This is a genomic window from Spongiibacter sp. (assembly GCF_041602295.1).
Taxonomy (GTDB): Bacteria; Pseudomonadota; Gammaproteobacteria; order Pseudomonadales; family Spongiibacteraceae; genus Spongiibacter.
Genome location: NZ_JBFIGO010000012.1, coordinates 1 through 19,552 on the forward strand (window position 1 = coordinate 1; position 19,552 = coordinate 19,552).

Below are 19,552 nucleotides of genomic sequence, written 5' to 3' on the forward strand. Positions count from 1 at the left end.
CAGCATCACTGCTTGACTAAGGCGCCTTCGGGCGCCTTTTTTGTTGGTGTTGCATACGCAGTGTGCAGCGGGCGACTTCCGATTATCGCCGAGACTGGCAGTCCTGAGGAGCGCCGTCTTTGCCATGGTGAGTGTGGGGATGTTGTGCGGCCATTCGCTGTCCGGTGCTTGGCTGCGTCGGCCATTACATTGCAGCTTTATCGTTGTGGCTGTTGCAGGAACATTGTTCCGTGCTTAGTGGTTTTCGCTGGCAGGGGTAGGTGTCGCCAATGCCTACAAAGATAGCGGGGTTCTTTCGCTATCTTCGCCGATTTTGTCGAGACGTGCGCTACTTAACGGTTCTGTTAAGCGGCCGGATTAGAATGTCCTCACCGTCAACCCCGACGGAATAATATAAACAATAAGGGAAAACACGCATGAAGCTTGGAAAGCAGTTAGTGGCCGGTGTGCTGATGGCCGCGGCCTCTGCCAGTAGTTTGGCGGCGGAATTTGAGAAGGTGATTGGTTTTTCGACTAAGACCGGTTTTCGCGCGGTGTTTGCTTGGCAGGCAGATACTCAAGTCAGCGGTGTGGTGGAATATCAGGTCGACGGTGGTGAGGTGCAAACCGCCTTGCCGCTGGTGAATGTGGTCGATACGGCGCAGATGGCGGTGATCGACGGCTTGCAGCCGGGTCAAACGGTGAGTTATCGAGTGCGCGATCAGTTTAGTGGCGCGCTGTCAGCGTCCTCTGGGTTTGTGGCCGGTAATGCCTACACCAGCTGGGACGGCAGTAACTATACCGTGAATGCCCTGGTGCAGCTGGATTCGCAGGGGCTGCCCGCCGGCATACCCTGGGATCAGGGGGTCGGTGATCTCGCTGACGGTATGCAGATTGTTGCCGAGCGCTTGTACGACGCGATGGACGGTTATGCGCAAATGGGCAGTGTGCTGGTGACCGACACGGTATTGAACTATCCCCTGAACCTGCCCTTCGGCGCTCAAGCGACCTTCGGCGGTGCCTGCGGTACACAGAACTTCGACGGCACTGGTGCTGTCGGCCACACCCTGGCTGATTTCTTAGTACAGACCAGTATCCCCTTTGATAGCCACACCTTCGGCGGTTGGATGATCGACAACCCCTGTGTCGGGTTTTATATCGGTCGTGTGGGGCAGCTCGTGGTGCCCTGGGAGGACGACTTGCATCTGGGCTATACCATGACCCATGAGCTGATGCACTACGCCTTTAATGCCCCGGATTTGTACAGCCTGAACAGCGATGCGGATTGTCGCAACCTAGATTGGGACGGTTCGCTAATGCATAACACCGGTGGTTGGAATGGTTCGCGCTGGGAGTTGACCGAGCTGGATCGCAGTGCGGCGGCCACACCCTGTGCCCACGGTACTCAGCCCTACACCTGGCAGGAGCTGCGCACGCGTTATACGCAAGTGCCCAGCAATGCCACGCCTCAGCATGTGATCGACACTCAGGCTCGCGGCAACCCCACTGGTGGCGAGCTGGAGATCTGGGTGCTGGACCACGAGCCCGGTAATTCCCGCCTGTGCCGCTACGGCAGCGCAGACTGCCTGTAGAAAACCGCGCGCCGCTGCGTTTTTCGCGGCGGTGTTCGTGTTTTTTAAAAGCGGTTTAACGATCGCCTTGTGGCGCTTGTGAGTTGCGTCGCCTGCGTATGTGTTTACCTGCAGGCGGCGCAACGCTTTTCTTACGAGCCCATATTCTCAGCGCCCCAGAAAGCGCGCATGGAAACCACCATGCCCTCGGCATTGAATTTAAAAATGTCGATCACGTCGATGCTCATACCGGGGGCTTTTACCTGAAAGGGGAAGGCCACTTCGTCGCCAGCGCAGCGTGGGGTGCCGGTGAGGGCCAACTTTACACCACTGCTGAGGGCGCCCTCGTAAAAGGCGACAATGGCGTCGATGCCATTGTGGGTGTCGGTGCCAACGGGGTCTTCGACGGTGGCGTCGGCGGCGTAGAGTTCTTTGATGATAGCGATGTCGGCGGTTTCGAACGCTTCTACATAGCGGTGGACGGCGGCGATTTTGTCTTGGGTTTCCATGGTGGGCTCCTGTTGTGTGTCGGCGCAGTATAGTGATTGGCGGTGTGCCGGATAATGACGAATGGGGTCAAGGCGCTGCTTAAGGGCTGCGCTTGGGAAGTCGTGGGCGTCGACAGACTCATGTCGGCTGTCTGCACACTTCTAGCATTACCTCTACTGCAGTGGTGTGCTCTCGGGTAGTTTTATGTTGTTTTGCTTTCATGCCTTGAGGGAACTTGCGTGAGGCGGTCGACGATAAATGCCGCCATATAGTCGCGCAGGCACTTGGCTTTAGCACTGAGCAGGCGGCCGCTGGGCCACACCGCGTAGATATCGCGCGGTTCGCCTCGCCATTGGGGCAGCACACGTTGCAGCTCGCCGCTGTCGAGTTCAGGTTTTAGTTCAGAGAGCGGCAGCAGGGTAATCCCCTGACCATCGATGGCCATGTATTTGGCGAAGGTGGTGTCGTTAAACTGTGCCACAAAGCGCGGCAGTATTTCTTGGTGCTTGCTGCTTTCAATGTCGTGCAGGGGCCATTTTCCGGAAATGGTGGTGCCGACCAAGCGGTGGTGTTTCAGTTCCCCGGGGTGGGCGGGGTGGCCGTGCTCCTTGAGGTAGCTGGGTGCGGCAACGAGTATTTTGTCGACCTGGCCGAGCTTTTTCTGGTAGAGCGCGGAATCTGCCTGCGGGCCAATGCGCAGGGCGATATCCGCTCTGGCCTTGATCATGTCGTGCAGCTGGTTGCTGAGCTGCAGCTCTAATTGAATATCGGGATACTGGCGGGTGAAGCCCAGCCACATGGGGCGCAGCATGCCGTGGGAGATGTTGCTGGGGGCCAGCACCCGCAGCTTACCGCGCAACTGCCGCATGTCGTTGTACAGTTGTTGTCGCACCTGCTCCAGTTGCTCTATCAGTTCCGCGTAGCTGTGGTAGAGCACCTCGCCGTCAACGGTCAGCACACATTGGCGGGCCGAACGCTGCAGCAGCTGGTAGCCCAGACGCTGTTCGAGTTTCTGCAGGCGCCGGGTTACGGTGGCAGCGGGCAGGCCCAAGTGCTTGGCGGCGCTGCTCAGGCCGCCTTGCTGGGCAATGTGAACAAAGAGGGCGATGTCGTCGTACATGATTCCAAAAATGAAAAATAAGCTTATTGTTTTCGGTGTAGATGTCAAAAATGTAAGTTTCTATCATAGCGCTTGTACCCCGTTTGGGGAAATCAGCGGCGAGATACGGAGCACCGGGGGCTCTCGCCAAGGAGGAGTGGAGTGATACCCGCGCGTTACGGCAATATTGTGTTTGCTTTTTATATGTCACTGATTATGTCAAATGTGATGTCCCTGTTTATTTCGCTGATCAATGTCGGCTTTATCGAGGGGATTGTCGGCATTTGGCTGCGGGCTTGGGGGTTGGCCTTTGTGGTAGCGTTTCCGACGGTGGTGCTAGTGACTCCCCTGGTGCGGCGCTTGGTGGCGCTGTCACTGAGCAGTAATGATCTGCCGCCGGGGGGAGCTTAGGGCGTGATGTCGGTGAGCACAGCCCATTGGCGACGCTCGGCATGTCGGCGCCTGTTAAGCGGGCGGTTATTTGATGACACATAGGGATGGGGGCAATAGCGATGGACGCGGAATTTTGGCATAAAAAATGGGAAGAAAAGGACATCGCCTTTCATACTTGCGATGCCAATCCGCTGCTTGTGCGGTATTTCGACACTTTGGCCCTGGCGCCGGGGGCGGGGGTATTCCTTCCGCTGTGTGGTAAGACGCGGGACATCGCCTGGCTGAGTCAGCGCGGTATGCGGGTCATCGGGGTTGAGCTCAGTGCCATAGCGGTTGAGGAGCTCTTTGCCGAGTTGGGCGTGGTGCCGGAGGTCAGTCGCTCCGGTGAGCTGAGGTATTATCGCGGCGGCGGTATCGAGATATACCAGGGTGACGTATTCGCATTGGCGCCGTCGCAATTAGCGACTGTGGAGGCAGTCTATGATCGCGCCGCGCTGGTGGCGTTACCGGCAGAGATGCGCCGCCGCTACAGTGCACATGTTGTGCAGCTCAGCAGTGCAGCGCCGCAGTTATTGATCAATTATGACTACGACCAGCGGGCCATGCCCGGTCCGCCATTCGCCATTAGCGACGCTGAACTACAGGGCCACTACGCTAAGCATTATCAGTTAGAGGCGCTGTACTGTGAGGCGGTGGATGGTGGCTTAAAGGGGTTGTGCCCGGCACTGGAGAAGGTTTGGCGACTGCAGCCGCGCGGCGTTTAGTGATGCCGCTGACTTGAAAATGCGCCGTGCCGGCAGCATCTACGCTTTATGCAACAGACAGAGGAAGATGGATGAACACCAGCGGTGCACTGCAAGTCATTTGTCCGGCCTGCGAGGCCATTAATCGCGTCGCCGCGGAAAAACTGGCCGACCAGCCGGTGTGCGGCAAGTGCCGGGCGGTGCTGTTGGACGGCGCGGTGGTTAACGCCAGCGATGCCAATTTCAGCCGCCATATTCAAAAAAGCAGCCTGCCGCTGGTGGTGGACTTCTGGGCGCCGTGGTGCGGCCCCTGTCAGTCCTTTGCGCCCGTTTTTGCGGAGGTGGCGGGGGAGCAGACGCGCCGGGCGCGATTTATCAAAGTAGATACCGAGGCCAATCCGCGCACGGCGGCCCAGTATCAGATTCGCTCGATTCCGACCCTGATGCTGTTTTATCAGGGGCGCGAGGTGGCGCGCCTTTCCGGTGCCCTGCCCAAACTGCAGTTTCAGCAGTGGCTGGCGCAGCAGTTGGCGAGCCTGCCCAGCGGATGATTGCCCCGGGGGCGTTAACCAGTGGGGGGTTAGTGGGCGTTAAAGGCCTGCACGCAATAGCCCTTGGCTTGCGCTTCCTGGATCTGCGGGTCTTTTTTCATGCTGGCGTCGACCTTGATCTGTCGGCGTTTTAGCACTTTGACCTCGCGAAAGCCCTCGCGCATCACAAACAGGGTGGCCAGTTGCTCGGCGCCAAACAGGTCTTTGAAGTCGATGTAGACGATAAACGGCACTTCCTCGCCCTGTTTGAATTCGCCCTGGTCTTTGCTGGATCTAGCGTTCAGTGAAAACAAAAACATAGTGTTCTCCGCGTTGCTTGCGTTTCGGCGGCCACCTTAGCTGACAATGGCCAGCCGCAGGGCGTGGGTGTTGAGCTGCAGGCCGCCGAGCAGGGCCAGGCCCTGTTCGCTGTCGCGGTCAAAGCTTAGCAGCTCGGGCTCACCAATGTCCGGGTTGCGCAGGGCCAGTGCCTGCAGGCGCGCGCGCTCGCTGTTGCGGGCCTGCTGGTAAGCCGCCACGGCCTGTTCGCGCCATTGGCTTTCCAGTTGTTTGGCGAGCGCTTCGACATTGTTGAGCAGTTCGGTGAGCGGTTCGCGAATCTGCCGCATCAGCGCCGGTACTAGGCTTTTCTTTACATTTTGGCAGAGGCTATTGAGCTGCTTGTGGCTGACCTTGCTGCTCAACTGGCGACCGTGGCTGTCCAGCAGCACGCGTTCGCTGGTGGCGGGCAGGTAGCGGTCCAGTGCCAGCGCTGCGGGCGCTTGCAGCGAGGGGTTGAAGAAGGTTTCCAGCAACATGCTGCCGGCGGGCAGGCCCTTCACCGCCAGGGTACACATGCAGGCACTGCCGAAGTCGCCGGTGGCGATGAGTTCCATCGCATCGCGCAGCAGGGGGTGTTCCCAGCTGAGAAAGGCCATGTCTTCGCGACTCAGCGCGCGGCGGCGGTCGAAGGTGCCGGTCATGCCCTCTTCGGGCAGCTGCGGGAAGGCGTCGCTGAGCATATGGTCGCCGGGGCGCAGGATGATGGTGTGCTCGCTGTGGTCTTCGTGCTCCAGACCAAACTGGTCGGCCAGTTGTTCCAGGTAACCGGCCAGTTCGTCGCTGCGCTGTTCGTCCTCGACTTTGGCGACCAGTGCCTCGGCCGGTTCGCGGCGACAGGAGTTTAACTCCAGCAGCTGGTTGCGGCCGGAGTGCAGTTCCAGGCGCAGGGCCTCGGCGACCTCGGCGGCCTCGCGGATCAGCGCGCCGGCATCGCCGCCGCTGCTCAGGGCGTCGTGCAGGGCGCTGTCAAAGCGCTGCATCATGGCGCTGCCGATGGTGCAGGGCTCGCGGAAGATGGCCATAGCGTCGCGGTACCAGTGCAGCAGGGTCTGTTGGGCGCTGTCTTGGTAAAAGGGGATGTGGATATTCACTTCGCCGCGCCGGCCGATGCGGTCGAGGCGGCCGATGCGCTGCTCCAGCAAGTCGGGGTTGAGCGGCAGATCAAACAGTACCAGGTGCTCGGCAAACTGGAAGTTGCGGCCCTCGCTGCCGATTTCGCTGCACACCAGCAGCTGTGCGCCGTCGTCGGGGTCGGCAAAATAGGCGGCGGCGCGGTCGCGCTCCAGCAGGCTCATCTCTTCGTGGAACACCGCGCTGGCAATGCCGCGGCGCAGGCGCATATACAGCTCCAGCTCGCGGGCGGTGTCGGTGTTGGCGCAGATCAGCAGGCAGCGGGTGTCGGGCTGGCTGAGTAGGAACTTTTCCAACCACTGCACACGCGGGTCACAGCCGGTCCAGTCTTCGCCGAGCAGTTGCTCGGGGCGCAGGCGATCGTCAAGCTCCAATTCGCTGGCGGCGGCGCGGTATAAGGCGGGCGCTTCCAGTGGGTGTTCGTGCAGGGCGCGGGCCGGGAAGCCGCCCACCGAGGCGCGGCTGTTGCGGAACAGGCTGCGGCCGGTGCCAAAACGGTCAAGCAGGGCCTCGATCGCGGCCTCGCGATGGTCGTCGGGCGAGGCGGTAAAGGCTGTCAGCAGCTCGTCGTCCAGGTAGTCGGCCAGGGGCTTGAGCAGGTCTTGATCGCTGTCGGCCGTGTGCAGCTGGCGGATCAGTTCGCTGATGCCGGCGTAGCTGCTCTGTTCGGCACGGAAGGCCTCGAGGTCGCTGTAGCGTTCGGGGTCGAGCAGGCGCAGGCGGGCAAAGTGGCCGTCGATGCCGGCGTTTTCCGGGGTGGCGGTCAGCAGCAGCACCGAGGGAATGGCCTGACTCAGGGTTTCCAGCAGGGCGTAGCCCGGCGAGGGCTCGGCGCCGGGCTGCCACTGCAGGTGGTGGGCTTCGTCGACCACCAGGGTGTCCCAGCCGGCGTCGACCAGCTGTTGGCCGCGACGCGGGTGGCTGGCCAGCCAGTCGATGGAGGCAATTAACAGTTGCTCGCTTTCAAAGGGGTTTTGCTCGCGGGCTTTTTCCGCGTCTTCGTCAAAGAAAATGGTGTTGGCGTCATCGCGATAGGGGTCGATGTCGCGGCAGCGGGCCTCGTCGAAAATACTGAAGTTGAGGTTGAAGCGGCGACGCATTTCCACCAGCCACTGGTGTACCAGACTGTCGGGCACCAAGATCAATACGCGCTTAATGCGCTCGTCGAGCATTTGTTGGTGAAGGATCAGCCCGGCCTCGATGGTTTTACCCAGGCCCACCTCATCGGCAAGCAATACCCGCGGCTGGGCGCGTTCGGCGACATTGCGGGCAATATAAAACTGGTGGGGCAGCAGCTCTACGCGCGGGCCGAGCAGGCCGCGACTGTGTCCGGCGCGGGCGCGATTGCGCTGCTCCAGGGTGCTGACGCGCAGTTCATAGCGCTTGGGGTGGTCGAGTTGGCCGGCCAGCAAGCGGTCGCGGGCGCTGTGCAGTTGAATTTGCGCGCTGAGAATTTGCTCGGGCACCGGGTGGATATCGCCATTGCTGTCTTCGGCAAAATACACCAGGCAGCCGTTGTGCTCCTGTACCTCGCGCACCTTCAGGGGTGGCTGTTCAGGCACATTGATGTCGTCGCCGGCCTGAAACTGTACCCGCGACAGCGGCGCGCGGTCGGCGGCGTAGGTGCGTTCTTCTTCGGCGGCGGGGAAGGCAATCACCACGCGGCGGTTGGCGGCTTCAAGAATAATGCCTAAGCCCAGGTCGGGTTCGGGGGTACTGATCCAGCGTTGGCCGGCGGTAAAGGTCTCTGGCATAGCGTGCGGGGGGCCTGATCTCGTCGAGCAAATTCGGGGCAGGCATCTTACGCGTCGACGCCGCTCAGGGGAAGGCTTGGCGGTCTCGCTGGCTGTGTAATTGCCACTCGCCATTAGCATAGACTTTAGTCGAATGCGCGGGCTTGGGGGCTGGGTTAGACTGAGTCTTCGTCGTCATAATAAAAAAGAGGCCTGCAGTGCCAGCGAATCAGTGGGTCATGTTATTGGCCTTTCTCTATGTCGGAATTCTGTTTGTGATCGCTTGGTGGGCGGATCGGCGGCCGAGCTGGCCGCGTCGTTTTAGGCCACTGATCTACAGCCTGTCACTGGCGGTGTACTGCAGCTCCTGGACGTTTTTCGGCGCGGTAGGCGAGGCCGCAGAGGGCGGCTGGAGTTTTCTGCCGATTTATCTCGGGCCAATTTTATTGTTTGCGCTGGGTTGGCCATTTTTGCGCCGCCTGTCGGTGATGAGCACGCGCAATAGGGTGACGTCGATCGCCGATTTTATGGGCTCGCGTTACGGCAAAAGCCAGCTACTGGCCGCGCTGGTTACCTTTCTGGCGGTATTGGGTAGCCTGCCCTATATCGCCTTGCAGCTGAAGGCCATTACTCAGGCCTGGCTCAGTGTGGAGCAACTTTGGGATCGGCATGCGATTGATGCCGGCGCGTCTTTCAGAGGGACGGGCCACAGCCTAGTTGCCGATTTGGGCAGTACCAGTTTTGTCGCGGCGCTGGTGTTGGTGCTGTTTACCGTGGTGTTTGGTACCCGGGTGGCCGATAAGCGCCAGCGCCACCGCGGCTTGATGGCGGCGGTGGCGGTGGAGTCGCTGGTCAAATTGGCAGCCTTTGTTCTGGTAGGGGTATTCGCCATTGGCTTGCTGTTGTCGACAGATGGCGAGCAGCCCATCGCCTGGGGGCAGTTGGCACAACAGCCCGACTGGACCAATTTTATCACCCAGCTGCTGTTGGCGGTGGCGGCGATCATCTGTCTGCCGAGGCAGTTTCATGTGATGGTGGTTGAGGACCACAGTCGCCGGGACATGCGCTTGGCGAGGTGGGTGTTCCCGCTGTACTTGCTGATTTTCTGCGCGATGATCGCGCCGATTGCGATTGCCGGTCAAAGCCTGCTGGCGCCGGGCGGCAGTGCCGATATGTTGGTGGTGGCACTGCCGCTTCAGCAGGGTAATCACCCGTTGGCGGTGGTGGCGCTGTTGGGCGGTATGTCGGCTGCGACTGGCATGGTGATCGTTGCCTGCGTGACGCTGTCAGTCATGGTGTGCAATGAGTGGCTGGTGCCGCTGTGGCAGTATTTTCGTCAGGGTCACCAGATTAATGCCCGTTGGTTGCAACAGGTTCGGCGAGTGGCTATTGCCGCTGTGTTGCTGGCTGCTTGGTTGTTAGAGCAACAGCTCAACGCCCGCGGTGGTCTGGCGTCGCTGGGGCTGTTGTCCTTTGCGGCGGCGGCGCAGTTGTTGCCGGGCATTGTTGCCGCATTGTATTGGCCGCGGGGCCACGCCCGCGGCGTGGTGGCGGGCCTGCTGGTTGGCGGCGGACTGTGGGCTTACACGCTGCTGTTGCCGGCGGTGTTGGGCAGTGAGCACGCGCTGGTCGTGGCCGGCCCACTTGGCTGGGCGGCGCTGCGGCCGGAGGCCCTGCTGGGCGTGGATTTTGGCGATGCGTTAAGTCACGGCGTGTTTTGGAGCCTGGCGATGAACAGCCTGTTGATGGTGCTGGTGTCGCGACGCAGCCGTTTTAGCAGCCTTGATCTGCGCCAGGCGCGCAGCTTTACCGAGGTAAGGGTGGAGCGCCGTCAGTTGCAGGGCGAACTGGAACTGAGCGATGTCGAAGCCTGGCAGCTTCACCGCCTATTGGTGCCGCTGTTGGGCGAGCGCCGCAGCGAAGATTTGTGGCAGCGTTTCGAGCAGCGTCTGGGTCACCGGCTGCTGCCCAGTGATCGGGTGCCGCGCTTTGTGATCAAGGATGTCGAGGAATCGCTGGCCGCGATTGTCGGCGCGGTGTCTGCCCACCGCACCTTGGAGTTGTTGGTCAAGCGCAAGTCGCTGGAGATCGACGAGTTTGTCTCGTTGATCGGCAGTAGCTCGCAGCAAATTCAATTTGGTCAGGACCTGCTGCAAATCACCTTGGAAACGGTGCCCCAGGGCATCAGCGTGGTGGATGCCAATTTGAATCTGGTGGCCTGGAATCAGCGCTATGTTGAACTGTTTAACTTTCCTGAGCGCTTGCTCTATGTCGGTTGTCCGATTTCGCGGGTCTATCAATACAACGCTGAGAAAGGCTATTTGCAAGACGCCGATCAGGATGTCGATGCCGCCATTGCCCGCCGTCTGGCGCTGTTGCAGGGGGGGCGGGCCTACCGTCTGGAACGGCAGCTGCCCAATGGCCTAGTGGTAGAAATTTGCGGCACGCCGATGGCGAATGGCGGCTATGTGACGACCTACACTGATATCAGCGAGTACCGCCGGCTGTTCGACGCGTTGCAGGCCGCCAAGTCTCAACTGGAAGATCGCGTTGTGGCACGTACCGCTGAGCTGGAGGCCGCCAATCGCTCATTGGCCGAAGAGAATGCTACGCGGGCGCGTATCGAGCGTGAGTTAAATGCGGTGTACACCAGCAAAAACCGGTTTTTAGCCTCGGCCAGCCACGATCTGTTGCAACCGATTAACGCCGCCCGCCTGTTTACTGCTGCCTTGTCTGGCAAGGTCGATGCCCAGCGCGACGGCGCGGCTGAGTTGAGTGAGGATGTGCAGCATATCGATGAGGCGCTGGCCAGTGCCGAAACCCTGATCACCTCGCTGCGCGAAATTGTCCGTTTAGACTCCGGACGGATGCAGCCCAAGTGCGAGGACTTTGCCCTGCAGCCGCTGCTCGATACCCTCGGCCGGGAATTCGCGGCAGTGGCTGAGCGCAGCGGGCTGGAATTGCGGGTGGCGCCTTGTTCGCTGTGGGTGCGCAGCGATCCGCATTTACTGCGCCGGGTGATTCAAAACCTGCTCGGCAACGCCCTGCGTTACACCGCCCGGGGCAAGGTGCTGTTGGGCTGTCGCCGCCGCGGCGACCTGCTGTCTATCCAGGTGTTGGACACCGGGCCGGGAATCGCCGAGCAGGACCGCCAGCGTATCTTTGAGGAATTTGAGCGCGCCAGTGATGCCGCGCACCGCGATGTCGAAGGTGGCCTAGGCCTGGGTTTGTCGATTGTCCGGCGTATCAGCGCCTTGCTGGGCCACGAACTCGAACTGACCTCACAGCCGGGGCGAGGCACCCGGTTTTCCATTGTCGTGCCCATGGCCGACGCTGCCAGTGAGCCGCCGACTGTGCCGTCCTCTGATGAGCTGCAGTCGGAGTTGGCCGGGGTCAGTGTGTTGTGCATTGATAACGAGGCGGCCATTCGAGCGGGTATGCAAAGCCTGTTGGGGCAGTGGCAATGCCGGGTGTTCTGCGCGGCGTCGCTGAGCGAGGCTCTCAGCCAGTGGCAGCTAGATTGCCCGCCTGACATCGTGCTGGCGGACTATCATCTGGATGCCGGTGAAACCGGGCTGGAATTACTGCAGGCGCTGAATTACCAATGGGGCTGTTCGCTGCCAGCTATTGTCATCAGTGCTGACAACAGCGATGCGCTGCGCGCAAAAGTCAGCGCGGCGGGGCACTTTTTCCTTGCCAAGCCGGTTAAACCCGCAGCCTTGCGGGGCTTAATGCGCAAGCTGGCGGCGGCAGTGAAGCCTGTTTAGGTGTCCGCACAGTCTGCCCAGGACTGCTGGCGTTGGCCGCGATAGCGTTGTTGGCGAAGGCTGGCGGCGCTGTGGGTGCGGGTGCGTTGGATAATATCGATGACTGCCTGGCTGATGGGTAGCAAACTCGCTTCATGTACCATGTTCAGGCGATCGTCCGGGTCGAATAAATACATCGGGGCGGCCAGTAGACTGACGATAGGGGTGTGTGGATGAAAACGCGCGGCATCGGTGGGGGGATGCTTGCGTTGGGCATTGGGAAATCCCTCTGGGGGCAGGATGAATGAGCGTTCCAGTTGCCGTGTGCAAATCGCCTCGGCCACGGCGTTTTCTAGCAGTGGGATTTTGCTGGTAAACCACCAGCGTGGCTCGGGACGCTCGCTGGCGACTAGTTTGCCGTCTTGCACACTGGCCTGTCGGGCAACGTGTTCTAGATGGACTTCCACCACCACCTGCTGCTCCAAAAATTGCCGATACTTTTTCGCGAAATGCACCAGGCCGGCGCCTCGTGACATGTGGGCGCTGTTCAGCAGAAACAACATATTGTGGGGGCGCTGTTGCTCGGGTATCTGCGCCCAATAGGCGGCTTGCGCCAGCACCAATGCGACTCCTGAGGCGTCTTCCACCGCGGAGTTCCACGGGCCGTCGTGATGCGAGCCTATCACCACCCAGTCGTCGGAGGCGCCTGGCAAGCTGGCCATCACATTGTGGGAGACAATCGCTTTCATTTCCCGTTGCAATTGCATTTCGGCCTGGCTGTATCCGGCGGCCATCAGCTGCTGTAATTTGTCACCGTTGGCGCGGCTGAGATAGAGGCCGGGAATGGGCCGCGGTGTGGCGTTATAGGGCACCATGTAACGGTCAGTTTGCCAGGGGAAGTCCAGCACACCGATAAAGCCGGCGGCGCCGGCGGCGATTTCAGGGGCCATGGTTTGCTGAAAGCGCTCGGTCATCGGCCAGGTTTGTTGCAGCGCGGCCATGTCGTCATCAGGGAAGTAGCTCCAGCTGGCAAAGCGCTGGGCAAATTGCTGCTGGCTTATGCTCTGCAGAGTCAGGCGGCGCACGGCAATTTTTCCGTTGAGTGGTGCGCGGCCGTCTGCCAGAACTAACTCACCACGCAGTGCCTTGGCATTGGCCGACAGCGGCACTGGCCAGGCGTCGAGACGGATTTTTTGCTGGGGGCTTTCGGGTTTCCAAACGTGCAGTGACCAGCGCTGTGGTCGCCAGTAACCGGCATCTACCGGGTCGAGGGTGACATCTTGTAAGCCCATCTGTGTGAATTGCTGTTGTAACCAGGTTTCGATCCACTGGTTGGCGGGATAACCGGGCATGCGTTGACCCTGGCTGTCGATTTCGGCGATCCACGACATGATGGCATCTGTGGTGGGCAGCTGCGGCGGAGGCGTTGCCGCAGGGGAGGCGCCACAGCCTAGTCCGATCAGCAATACGGTAGCGCTCAATATCGAGCGGATCGGTGAGCTCATGGCAGGCCTCCTTAAAAGTCGTAGTGGAAGGTGGCGTAGAGAGTGCGCGGGGCGTCGATGCCCTCGACGGCGGAACCCTTGAGAATTTGTCCCTGGCGGACGGTGACGCGCTCATTGGTGAGGTTTTCTCCTTGCAGGCGCAGCGACCAGCCTTGAAAAATATTGCCTATCCCCAATGAGGCGCGCCAGCGGGTGACGCTGTCCTGTTTGTAGCGCTCGTCGAGACTGGTGCTAGTGTACTGCTCACTCTGATAGTCGAAGCCGCCACCGACCTGCATTACCAGTCCCGACGCCGACAATGGAATGGTGGCCATGCCCAGCATCGTGCCGGTGTACTCAGGGGTGAGTGGGAAGGGTTTGCCGGTGGCGTCGCAGCGCGGGTCGTCGTCACCGTCGGTGTTTTGGTTGTCGGGAAAGCAGCTGTTATTGGTAAACGACAGATATTTAGTGTCGTTGACACCGAGAGTGGCAAACAAGGTGAACCAGTCGGTGACCAGCCAAGTGAGGTCGCCTTCTATACCTTGTGAGCGCGCGCGGGCGGCGTTTTCTACCTTGTTGCTTCCCACGCCAAAGCCGCGTTCGTTGGCGACGCCGACTAACACCTGGAAGTCGTCGACATCGAGCTTGAACAGCGACACATTGAGGCGCATGCGGCCGTCCAGCAGGGTGGTTTTAATGTCTAGGCCTAAGTCGGTGGCCGACTCGGGTTCATACTGCAGTTCGTCCAGTTCGCCGCGAAAGGAAAAGGCGTTGTAGCCACCACTGCGAAAGCCGCGGGCGACATGCAGGAATATGCCAATGTCGTCGCTGGGTTCAAAGTTGAGGGCCAATCGGTGGGCGATATTGATCTCTGAGCGCGACAGCTGTTGTTGATACTCGTCGACACCAAAGACCGGCAAGATGACCCGCGGTGGCGGCGAGCTGTAAAACTGGTTAAAGCTGGCGCTCTTGGATTCGTCGCTGTATCGAATGCCGTATTCCAGTCCCCAGCTATCGGTGAGCTGCCACTGCACTTGGGCAAAGGCGGCTTCGGCTTCGGCCAGTTGGTCGAAGTCCTGGGTGACTTCTTCACTGTAACGTGAGTCGGTACTGCTCAGCTCCAGCAAGGTTGTGGCCGCGGGTACGCTGGCACCGGTTAGCTGGGCCAAGGCCTCGGGAGTGCGGCTGTTGGGGTTGTCGAAATTTCCGGCCATAAAAAGGTCGAGATAGGAGGAGCCGAAGCGGTAGACGATGCCGTCGCCATTAATTTCGCGTTTTTGATAGTAAAGGCCGAATAGGCCACTACTCTGCTGGCCCAGCGGCAAGCCAAAGACATTGTCGAGGCCCAGCAGGCCGTTAAATTCGGGACTTTCAATGCGGAACTCGGCTGTGTGTGTCGGCGAGGTATCGGAGTCTTCGGCGGCAATGGCGGGTGCCGGGCCGACGTCGGTGTCCAATGCCGCGGCGCCATCGAGCAGGGAGTAGCCGGCAATGCCGGTCAGCTGCCAAGCGCCTAGCTCGTACTTCCATTCGGCGTTATAGGTTTCGATATTGATGTAGCGGTAGTCGGCCTCGTTAATGGTGTTGCGGTAGTTGGCGCGCACAAAGTCAGTGGCGGGGTCGTAACGCAACAGCGCCTGTTTCATGGAGTCGCTGACATTGAACAGTTCCAGCCCGGCGCCGGTCACGTCGAGGTCGATTTTTTCGGCGCTGAGCAGCAGAGATGACCCCAGCAGATTTGGCAACTCGAGTTTGATGCGCATGGCATTTTTGTCGCTGCCGCGACCGTAGCGCGGCGCTGTTTCCAGCGATACGCCGGCGGTATTGTCGACAAAGCCGCTGCGCTCGTCTTTGAGTACGGCGACGCGGAAGTTGAGAACGTCGTCGATCAGTGGCCCGCCAATGGCGGCTTCGACCCGCCGGCGATCAAAGTCGCCACTCTGCACATCCAGTCGACCACTGAATTCGGAGGTGGGGGATTTGGTGATCAGGTGAATCAAGCCGGCGGTGGTGTTCTTGCCAAAGGCGGTGCCCTGGGGGCCGCGATACACCTCCATACGGTCGATATCAAACAGCGCCGAGGTGAAGTATTCCAATCGGGTGTAGGGGATGCCGTCGATGGCAACGCCAGAGGGCGGCTCAAAGGCCTTGTTATTTTGGTCGGTGCCAAAACCGCGGATGCGCGGCAAGATGAAATAACCCGCGTCGGCAATCTTTACATTGGGGGTGTACATCACCGCAGTGTTGAGGTCGGTGATGGACCAATTTTCGATGAATTCCTCGCCGATAACGGAAATTGAGATCGGCACATCCTGTATTGATTGCTCCTTTTTTTGAGCGACCACCAGTACGGTTTCCAGAATTTTGTGACTGCGCGGTGGCTCGTGCTGCGCTGGACTTTGAGCGTGGGCGCTGAGCGCGAGTGACATAAGCAGTGCAGCGGCGGTGTGTTTTTTATTGTTATAGCGCATACAGCCTCCTGGCTATTATTTGTCCCGGTTAGCGAATGGGCTGTGCTTGCCGGGTTTGTCCGTATTCGGGCCACGCTACGCGCGGCAGATATTTGTTTGGCTTGCCATCGTCTATAAAGCCCTTGAGTGACAGCGTGAACAGTTGGTGAGTGCGCTGCAGTTGTTGGGCACTGCTGGCCGGAAAGGCAAAATCCGTAAAACTCTGTTGCGGCGCTCGGAAGTTGCCAAAAATAAAGGGCAGGTCGATGCCGTGAAAACTGCCGAAGGCCCACTGCCAAGGCTCAGGGATCTGTGTCCAGTTAAAGTGATAGCGGTACACCGGTACGGCGGACTGGCTGAGCTGGGCGGCGCTGTCGTCGACGCGGCTTAGTAATCTGCGATTGCTTTGCCACACCGCGAGTTGATAGGTCAGCGCCTGCCAGCGGCTGGGGATCAGCTCGCGGCGGCTGAGCAGGGCGCCGTCGCGACCGATTTGCGTCCACAGCCGTTGGCGGTCGAGCTTGAGTATCAGTGGCTCCAGCAGCAGGCTGGCTTCGCGATTAACACTGCCGATGATGGCGGGCACTGGATTGACTAATTGTCGAGGGTCAGCGCTGAGTACATGGCCGTCATTGGCGCCAGTGAGTGCCTTGAGTCCGGTGCTGGCGAGGGTGATTTCCTCGGTGGATAGGGAGTACAGGAACTCCCGCTGTTGCGCGGCGATGCTTGGCACTGGGCCAGGTTTGCCGCGCAGCGTCCAAGCGCGTTGTAGAAACTGCTGATAGCGTTCTCGGCGTTCTTCGGCGGTGCTGGTCAAGGGGATGCCTGAGAGGCAAATAACTTTGTGGAACAGTGAGTTGGCGAGTGGTGAACGCATTAGCGACCAACTGCTGACACAGCCAGCGGAGTGACCCATCACGGTGACATTGTCAGCATCGCCGGCAAAGGCGGCGATATTGCGCTGGACCCATCGCAGGGCCTGGATCTGATCCAGCAGTGCGAAACTGCCAGAGTTGTCGGCGGCTGAGTCGCCGTGCAGCGCCGGGCTGTGCAGACCACCCAAGATACCCAGGCGATAATTGAAACTGACCACCACCGCCTGTAGCGCGTCGGCGAGTTTGGCACCGTCGTATAGGGGTAGCGAGGCGGCGCCGTAAACCCCCGCGCCACCGTGAATAAATACCACTACTGGCAGTTTGACAGGCGCCTTACTCGGGGCCCAGATATTGAGATATAGACAGTCTTCATTGCCTATTGGCTGGCCGAACGTGGTGGGGTTGTTGTTGGTGTAATAGTTGCCTAATTGGGGGCAGACGGGGCCAAATGTGTCGGCCTGATAGCGACCGGACCAAGCTTGCGGGTTGCGGGGCGCGCGCCAGCGCAGTGGCCCCAGCGGCGCTTGGGCGTAAGGAATTCCAAGGTAGCGATCGACATCAGCCAGCGGCCTGCCCTGTACTTGGCCGCTGTCGATCCGTGTTAGCGCTTCGGCGAGTGCGAGGTCGCTGAGTAGGCAGAGCCACATCGCGGCAAGGGGGAGTTTATAACGCAACATAGGGGGCCTGCTCTGGCAGTGTTTGCAGGAAGTCCAACAGATAGCGATTAAAGGCTTGTGGCCGCTCAATACTCACTGCGTGGTGGGCATTGTCGATGACGGCAAATTGGGCTTGGGGCAGCGCCGTGGCCATGGCCCGGCTGGCGGGCAGGGGGTAGTAGTCGTGCTCGGCGGCGAGGATGAGGGTCGGGCAGTGGATGTCGCCTAGGCGGTGGTGGATATTCCAGCGCAGCAGGGCCTTCAGGGTGGCGAGATAGACGTTTTTGTCGTTTTGCCGATTGCGCTGCACGAAGTGCTGGCGCAGCGCTGCGGAGTGGGGAAACAGGCGCCTAGCGATCAGCCGGCTGAGTAGGCCGAGACCGAATAGTTTAATCAGCCACAGGCGTTGCCAGGCTTGCAGTTGGTCACGCAAATCTTGTGGTCGGAAGTTGGCGCGGCTATTGGCGATTACTAACGAAGCCACTCGTTGGGGGGCATCTAAAGCCAGTTGCAGGGCGACGGCGCCACCCAGCGACAGGCCGACAATGTGGGCGCGGTCGATGTTTTCTGCATTGAGTACGGCCAGCAATTGCCGGGCGAAGACTGTAAGGTCGACTTGGCCGTTGAGTTTGTCGGACAAACCGTGGCCGGCCAGATCGACGGCCAATACGGTGTGTGATGGCGCTAGTGCGGTAATTTGCGCCCGCCAGTCGTCGCTACAGGAACCTAAGCCGTGGACCAGGAGCAAGGCGGGGCCGTGGCCGGATTTAAGGTAATGGCACCTGCTGTTGTGAAAGTTAATAAAGGGCATGCCGGCGGCTCATGGTTATTTTTAATTGCACTAACGTTCGTTGGTTTTTTTGGAGATTAGTTGGCTTATCGCTGAAAAGCAATATATTCTTCGTGAAAAATTGCCATAACGTTTGTTAGCTATGAAAAGACCGATATCGACCTTGGCTCAGGGCCAGCGTATTGCCGCAGACAGTGAATTGTTGCCGCCAGCGGTGACTCCGAAAGGGGCCAAGGGCAAGGTGTTAAATGCGGCATTGCAGTTGTTTGCCCAGGCGGGCTACGGGGCAACCTCGGTGAGGGATATCTGCAAGGCCGCCAAGGTGCAGACTACGACCCTGTACTCACACTTCCCTTCCAAGGAGCATGTGTTGGCCGAGATTATTGGCTTGGGGTACGCGGAACACTACAAGCGGATCAAAGATGCCTTGGCGGCCAGTGCTGATGAGCCTTTAGCGCGGCTGGCGGCGGTGGTGCGTGCCCACGTGATTAGCCATTGCGAGTATCCGATGCTGGCGGTGGTGGCCAATACCGAGTCGCACTTTTTGTCGCCTGAATTGGCGGAGTCGGTGGTGGTGACACTGCAGCAGTCGGAAACAGTATTAGCGGAGATTTTACTGCAGTGCCAGGAGGCCGGTGTGTTCGATGTGCCCGATATTTATTTAGCGCTGCGGGCAATCGGTGGCATGGGGATGCGGGTGGCGTTCTGGTATGAGCCGGGCTGTGGTATGACTCCGCAGCATGTCGCCGACACCTACGCCGAGTTTGCCCTGCGCCTGGTCGGTGCCGGTAAGCCGTCCCCGTCGTTGTGTTGAACAGGCTGCTTACTGTTAAGTCGGTGCCGGCTACCGGGGGCTAGGGGTCGAGGCTGGGGGTGTTGATCTCTAGTTGACTGAGCATTAATACCGCTTGGGTGCGCGAGTGTACGCCGAGTTTGCGGAATATCTCGGTAATGTGGGCCTTGATGGTGGCTTCAGTAACGTGCAATTCCCAGGCAATCTGCTTATTTAACAGCCCCTGTACCAGGTAGTTGGCCACGCGGAATTGTTGCGGGGTAAGGCTGGCGACGACCTCGGCAATGGTTTTTTCACTACTTCCGCTAGTCGGTTGATATTTTACATTTTCCGGTAGCCAGCGCTGGCCGTCTAACACCTGTTGTACAGCGCGGCTGATTTGTTCCACCGAGCTGCTCTTGGGCAGGAAGCCACTGGCGCCGTAGTCAATTGCCCTGCACATCACCTCCTCGGTTTCCGAGGCGGAGACCACCATAAGCGGAATTTCCGGGTGCTGGGCCTGTATATGGATGAGCGCGCTGAAACCCTGGGCGCCGGGCATATGCAGGTCGAGCAACAGCAGGTCGATGTCGCTGTGTTCGGTGATGGCCTGCTGCAACGTGGAGATATCACCGACTTCCTCAATGGCGGCGTCAGGGAAACGGGTGACCAGGGCACTGCGCATGGCCGAGCGGAATAGCGGGTGATCGTCGGCGATCAGGAATCGCTTGGGCATGGGGCCTCGTTGTTCAATTATTGTTTTAGTGAG

Annotated in this window: 15 protein-coding genes; 6 read left to right on the forward strand and 9 right to left on the reverse strand. The window is 59.7% G+C overall.

The annotated features are described in order from the left end of the window. The first annotated feature begins 416 nt into the window (after positions 1-416). The gene (locus ABYM29_RS04020; protein ID WP_372862417.1) at positions 417-1,571 is read left to right on the forward strand and encodes a fibronectin type III domain-containing protein; all 1,155 of its coding nucleotides are present in this window, start codon (positions 417-419) and stop codon (positions 1,569-1,571) included. A gap of 131 nt (positions 1,572-1,702) precedes the next feature. Here ABYM29_RS04020 and ABYM29_RS04025 read toward each other — a convergent pair whose 3' ends face one another. Together ABYM29_RS04025 and ABYM29_RS04030 are read right to left on the reverse strand one after the other, a co-directional pair. Further along, positions 1,703-2,059 (reverse strand): nuclear transport factor 2 family protein, encoded by a 357-nt coding sequence (locus ABYM29_RS04025; RefSeq protein WP_372862419.1) that lies wholly within the window; start codon positions 2,057-2,059, stop codon positions 1,703-1,705. A gap of 182 nt (positions 2,060-2,241) precedes the next feature. Next, positions 2,242-3,159, reverse strand: a complete 918-nt coding sequence (locus tag ABYM29_RS04030; RefSeq protein ID WP_372862421.1) for a LysR family transcriptional regulator — start codon at positions 3,157-3,159, stop codon at positions 2,242-2,244. A 141-nt stretch (positions 3,160-3,300) separates the two neighbouring features. Here ABYM29_RS04030 and ABYM29_RS04035 point away from each other — a divergent pair, with 141 nt between their 5' ends. The 3 genes from ABYM29_RS04035 (at position 3,301) to trxC (ending at position 4,825) form a co-directional block, all read left to right on the forward strand. Then, positions 3,301-3,549, forward strand: a complete 249-nt coding sequence (locus ABYM29_RS04035; RefSeq protein ID WP_372862424.1) for a DUF2798 domain-containing protein — start codon at positions 3,301-3,303, stop codon at positions 3,547-3,549. A gap of 101 nt (positions 3,550-3,650) precedes the next feature. Beyond that, a complete protein-coding gene (gene tmpT, locus ABYM29_RS04040; protein WP_372862426.1) occupies positions 3,651-4,295 on the forward strand; it encodes a thiopurine S-methyltransferase in 645 nt (214 codons plus the stop codon). 71 nt (positions 4,296-4,366) lie between these two features. Then, on the forward strand, positions 4,367-4,825 hold the full coding sequence (gene trxC, locus ABYM29_RS04045; protein WP_372862428.1) for a thioredoxin TrxC: 459 nt from the start codon (positions 4,367-4,369) through the stop codon (positions 4,823-4,825). A 29-nt stretch (positions 4,826-4,854) separates the two neighbouring features. On the opposite strand, the gene ABYM29_RS04050 is transcribed toward trxC, so the two are convergent. Next, a complete protein-coding gene (locus ABYM29_RS04050) occupies positions 4,855-5,124 on the reverse strand; it encodes a hypothetical protein (protein ID WP_372862430.1) in 270 nt (89 codons plus the stop codon). A 36-nt stretch (positions 5,125-5,160) separates the two neighbouring features. Continuing rightward, positions 5,161-8,031 (reverse strand): RNA polymerase-associated protein RapA, encoded by a 2,871-nt coding sequence (rapA, locus tag ABYM29_RS04055; RefSeq protein WP_372862432.1) that lies wholly within the window; start codon positions 8,029-8,031, stop codon positions 5,161-5,163. A 197-nt stretch (positions 8,032-8,228) separates the two neighbouring features. Here rapA and ABYM29_RS04060 point away from each other — a divergent pair, with 197 nt between their 5' ends. Then, positions 8,229-11,777: a NahK/ErcS family hybrid sensor histidine kinase/response regulator gene (locus tag ABYM29_RS04060; protein WP_372862434.1), complete on the forward strand. Its 3,549-nt coding sequence runs from the start codon at positions 8,229-8,231 to the stop codon at positions 11,775-11,777. On the opposite strand, the gene ABYM29_RS04065 is transcribed toward ABYM29_RS04060, so the two are convergent. The 4 genes from ABYM29_RS04065 to ABYM29_RS04080 are packed head-to-tail and all read right to left on the reverse strand — an operon-like array spanning position 11,774 to position 17,969. Next, positions 11,774-13,261: a M28 family peptidase gene (locus ABYM29_RS04065; RefSeq protein WP_372862437.1), complete on the reverse strand. Its 1,488-nt coding sequence runs from the start codon at positions 13,259-13,261 to the stop codon at positions 11,774-11,776. The two genes, ABYM29_RS04060 and ABYM29_RS04065, sit on opposite strands and share 4 nt — an antisense overlap. An 11-nt stretch (positions 13,262-13,272) precedes the next feature. Next, a complete protein-coding gene (locus tag ABYM29_RS04070; protein ID WP_372862439.1) occupies positions 13,273-15,711 on the reverse strand; it encodes a TonB-dependent receptor in 2,439 nt (812 codons plus the stop codon). 28 nt (positions 15,712-15,739) lie between these two features. Beyond that, entirely contained in the window at positions 15,740-17,242 is a 1,503-nt protein-coding gene (locus tag ABYM29_RS04075) for a carboxylesterase/lipase family protein (protein WP_372862442.1), read from the reverse strand. Beyond that, positions 17,229-17,969, reverse strand: coding sequence for an alpha/beta fold hydrolase (locus ABYM29_RS04080; RefSeq protein WP_372862444.1), 741 nt, complete (start codon positions 17,967-17,969; stop codon positions 17,229-17,231). The genes ABYM29_RS04075 and ABYM29_RS04080 overlap by 14 nt, the downstream gene beginning before the upstream one ends. Positions 17,970-18,153: 184 nt before the next feature. Between ABYM29_RS04080 and ABYM29_RS04085 the strand changes: the two genes are divergently transcribed. Continuing rightward, on the forward strand, positions 18,154-18,825 hold the full coding sequence (locus tag ABYM29_RS04085) for a TetR/AcrR family transcriptional regulator (protein WP_372862445.1): 672 nt from the start codon (positions 18,154-18,156) through the stop codon (positions 18,823-18,825). A gap of 40 nt (positions 18,826-18,865) precedes the next feature. Here ABYM29_RS04085 and ABYM29_RS04090 read toward each other — a convergent pair whose 3' ends face one another. After that, positions 18,866-19,519, reverse strand: coding sequence for a response regulator (locus ABYM29_RS04090; protein WP_372862448.1), 654 nt, complete (start codon positions 19,517-19,519; stop codon positions 18,866-18,868). Positions 19,520-19,552 lie beyond the last annotated feature (33 nt).